The following is a 3,357-nucleotide window of genomic DNA, read 5'->3' as shown; positions in this document are numbered from 1 at the left end:
CATCGGCTTCAGGAAGTCTTCCAGCAGGATTTCGCCGGGATGCGGGTTCGGCAGCCGCTCATCGTCCGTCATGGTAGTCGACGATCTCGACATCGCTCGGCCCTCCTTCGGTCCAGACAAAACAGATCCGCCACTGATCGTTGATGCGCACGCTGTGTTGACCGGCACGGCTGCCCTTCAGCGCTTCCAACCGGTTGCCAGGCGGCACTCTGAGATCACCAAGCACCTTCGCTTGGTTCAGCAAGCGCAGCTTGCGTAAGGCTATGCCCTGGATATCAGACGGTAGCCTGCGGCTCCGCCGGCCGTTCCAGATGGTTTCCGTCTCGGGATCGGCGAAGCTCCTGATCATCGCACCTGACTATAACGCGGTGCGTTATATAGTGCAAGGCCGGCGAATCGGTGCAGTAGTCGACGTTCCCAAGGGCGCATTTCTCGTCGGATAATTCCCCTCTCGCTCGTTCGCAGGATTACGCGCGAATGCGCGCGATTACGCTAACTCATTGACTTCATTGCGCGTCCCGTCGTGCGCGCTATCCTCGGCGCCATCTCATCTCAGGGAAATCGCGCTCGTGGAGAACGCCCTCGATCCGAACCTGATGACCGCCGCCGAGCGCTTGGACGAGATCGCCGCGATCCTCGCCGCCGGAATCTTGAGGCTCAAGGCCCGGCAGGCGGTGCATCCCGTTCGCGACCGCGGAGACCTTTCCCTTGCTATCCCCGCCCGCCAGAGCCGTCATGGCCGGAAACCAAAATGCAGAGAAAAGCCATGAATGACAGCGTATTAGCCCAGCTCGCGGCGCTGCCGGGGAAGTCCACGCCGGAGCTGAAGCAGCTCTGGCGCGATCTCTTCGACAGTGAGCCACCACGCTACAATCGCCGCTTCTTGGAGAGCCGGCTCGCGTACCGGATCCAGGAACTGCGGTATGGCGGTCTCAAGCCCGCGACCATTGCTCGCCTGGAAGCGCTGGGCGAGGATCTGGATGGCGGCAAGATCGAGGTGCGCCGCAAGCGCGCCGATGAGCGGCCAATCGCCGGCACGAAACTGATCCGCGAGTGGCAAGGCGTCGAGCACACGGTGACTGTGCTGGACGACGGTTACGATTATCAGGGGCGCCCCTACAAGTCGCTCTCGGCCGTCGCCCGCGCGATCGCTGGTACGCGCTGGAATGGGTGGGTTTTCTTCGGCGTTCGCCGTTCTGGAGCCGGAAAATGAAGAAGCCTGTCACTCGCAAGCTCCGTTGCGCGGTCTACACCCGGAAGTCGACCGAGGAAGGCCTGGACATGGAGTTCAACTCCCTCGACGCGCAGCGCGAGGCCTGCGAGGCGTACGTCGCCAGCCAGAAGCCGGAAGGCTGGATCCTGGTACCGGACCGCTACGACGATGGCGGTTTCTCCGGCGGCACCTTGGAGCGGCCGGCGCTGAAACGGCTGCTCGTTGATATCGAGGACGGCCGGGTCGACGTCGTCGTGGTGTACAAGATCGATCGGCTGAGCCGGTCGCTGATGGATTTCGCCAAGCTGGTCGAAGTGTTCGACCGTCGCGGCGTCACGTTCGTCAGCGTCACGCAATCCTTCAACACCACCACGTCGATGGGCCGGCTGACGTTGAACATCCTGCTGTCGTTCGCGCAGTTCGAACGCGAGGTGATCGGCGAGCGGATCCGCGACAAGTTCGCCGCCTCGCGGGCGCGCGGCATGTGGATGGGCGGCCATCCGCCGCTCGGCTATGACGTCAAGGACCGCAAACTCGTCATCAACGAAACCGAGGCCAACGTTGTGCGAATGATCTTCGCGCGGTTCCTGAAGGTCGGCTCGGCCACCGTGCTGGTCAGGGAACTCACAAAGGAACGCGTGACCAGCAAGCGCGGCAAGCCGATTGACAAGGGCTTCCTCTACAAACTGCTCAACAATCGCGTTTATCTCGGCGAGGCCGTGCACAAAGGGGTCGCCCATCCCGGCGAGCACGCGGCGATCATTGGCCGAGACCTTTGGGACAGGGTCCATGCGATTATCCAGCAGAGCCCCCGTAGCCGCGCTGCGAATACCCGCGCGCAGACGCCGGCCCTGCTGAAGGGCATCGTGTTCGGCGCCGATGGCCGCGCCATGACACCGACGCATGCACGCAAGGGCGGCCGGCTTTACCGTTACTACGTCGCCGCCGGGCAGCTCAAAGCCGACGTGCCGCCGGGTGTGGTGCGCCGGGCGCCGGCCGCCGAATTGGAGGCTGCCGTGGTCGACCAGCTGCGCGGCCTGCTGCGGTCGCCGGAGATCGTTGTCGGCACCTGGCGGTCGGCGCGGCCGGAGATCGAGGTGCTTTCGGAAACTGAAGTGCGCGAGGCACTGCTGGGCCTCGATCCGATCTGGGAGGAACTGTTCCCGGCCGAGCAGGCGCGCATTCTCCAGCTCCTTGTCGAGCGCGTCGATGTTCACCCGGACCGGCTCGACCTCCAGCTGCGCGTCGAAGGCTTGCAGACGCTGGTCGCCGATCTGCGCGCCGGGAAACCTGAGCGGAGGGCGGCCTGATGACCGAGTCTCGCCTCAGCGCCGATGGCCGCACCCTGACCGTGAGCGTGCCGATGACGTTCACGAAGCGCGGCGGACGAAAGCTGGTCATCTCGCCAGACGGCACGCCGTCCTGGGCGCCGCCACGCCGGCGGGTCGACAACGCCATGGTCAAGGCGCTGGCGAGGGCGTTTCGGTGGCGGAAGCTGATGGAGACGGGGGCGTACGGCACGGTCGAGGAAATCGCCGCCGCCGAGAAGATCAACGCCTCCTACGTCAGCCGGGTGCTCCGGATCACCCTGCTCGCGCCCAATATCGTCGAGGCCATTCTGGATGGGCGGCAGCCGCCAGAGATGACGCTCGCGGCGCTGATGCGGCCGTTCCCGGTGGCGTGGAGGGAGCAGCGCTTTCCCTAATCAGTTTAGCGGCGAAACCGACCATCATCTGACCGAGACTGAATTGAAGCCAGGCTGTGCGTTCCAAGGTGTCCGCCGCCGCACCGAGCAGCCGAAAAATCCCAACGATATCAGCGCGAAGGTTCGACTCCAGATTCCGCCGCCCATCCGAGCGAAGTTCGAAAAGTACGGATTTCCCACACCGAATAGGCGCGTTAAATCAACGCACTAAAAATCCGTACTGTTTGGGCGAAGTCAGGAGCTTTGGAGAGAAGGGCCGCAGAGAGAGCGATTTTGGCCCTTCCGGGCGCTTGCGAGGTCAACAGCTTTTCGCCCAAAAGCGCGCGTTTCCTGGCGTTTTTCGGCGGCGCGGACGGCGACGGAGACCTTACGGCGCAAACGACTTGGCGGAGGGGGTGGGATTCGAACCCACGGTACCCGGTAAAGGGTACAACGGTTT

General features: G+C 63.8%; 5 protein-coding genes and 1 pseudogene. 4 read left to right on the top strand and 2 right to left on the bottom strand.

Annotated elements, in window-relative coordinates:
• Positions 1 to 93, bottom strand: a pseudogene (locus NFW05_RS11020) (addiction module antidote protein, HigA family); the annotation flags it as partial.
• On the bottom strand, positions 59 to 349 hold the full coding sequence (locus tag NFW05_RS11015) for a type II toxin-antitoxin system RelE/ParE family toxin (RefSeq protein ID WP_295306400.1): 291 nt from the start codon (positions 347 to 349) through the stop codon (positions 59 to 61). The gene NFW05_RS11015 and the pseudogene NFW05_RS11020, both read right to left, overlap by 35 nt.
• Before the next feature lie 220 nt (positions 350 to 569).
• Between NFW05_RS11015 and NFW05_RS11010 the strand changes: the two genes are divergently transcribed.
• From NFW05_RS11010 to NFW05_RS10995, 4 genes are read left to right on the top strand one after another with little or no spacing between them, the layout of a single operon-like run.
• Positions 570 to 770, top strand: a complete 201-nt coding sequence (locus NFW05_RS11010; protein WP_295306397.1) for a hypothetical protein — start codon at positions 570 to 572, stop codon at positions 768 to 770.
• Positions 767 to 1,213: a DUF2924 domain-containing protein gene (locus NFW05_RS11005; RefSeq protein WP_295306394.1), complete on the top strand. Its 447-nt coding sequence runs from the start codon at positions 767 to 769 to the stop codon at positions 1,211 to 1,213. The genes NFW05_RS11010 and NFW05_RS11005 overlap by 4 nt, the downstream gene beginning before the upstream one ends.
• Positions 1,210 to 2,523 carry a recombinase family protein gene (locus NFW05_RS11000; protein WP_295306392.1) on the top strand — a complete coding sequence of 438 codons (1,314 nt, stop codon included), beginning with the start codon at positions 1,210 to 1,212 and terminating at the stop codon, positions 2,521 to 2,523. Before NFW05_RS11005 ends, NFW05_RS11000 begins: the two co-directional genes overlap by 4 nt.
• Positions 2,523 to 2,918 (top strand): hypothetical protein, encoded by a 396-nt coding sequence (locus tag NFW05_RS10995; protein WP_295306389.1) that lies wholly within the window; start codon positions 2,523 to 2,525, stop codon positions 2,916 to 2,918. The genes NFW05_RS11000 and NFW05_RS10995 overlap by 1 nt, the downstream gene beginning before the upstream one ends.
• Positions 2,919 to 3,357: the final 439 nt, after the last annotated feature.

The organism is Accumulibacter sp., from assembly GCF_023806625.1.
Taxonomy (GTDB): domain Bacteria; phylum Pseudomonadota; class Gammaproteobacteria; order Burkholderiales; family Rhodocyclaceae; genus Accumulibacter.
Note: the sequence above shows the minus strand (reverse complement) of the source record. Positions and strands in the feature narration are given on the sequence as shown.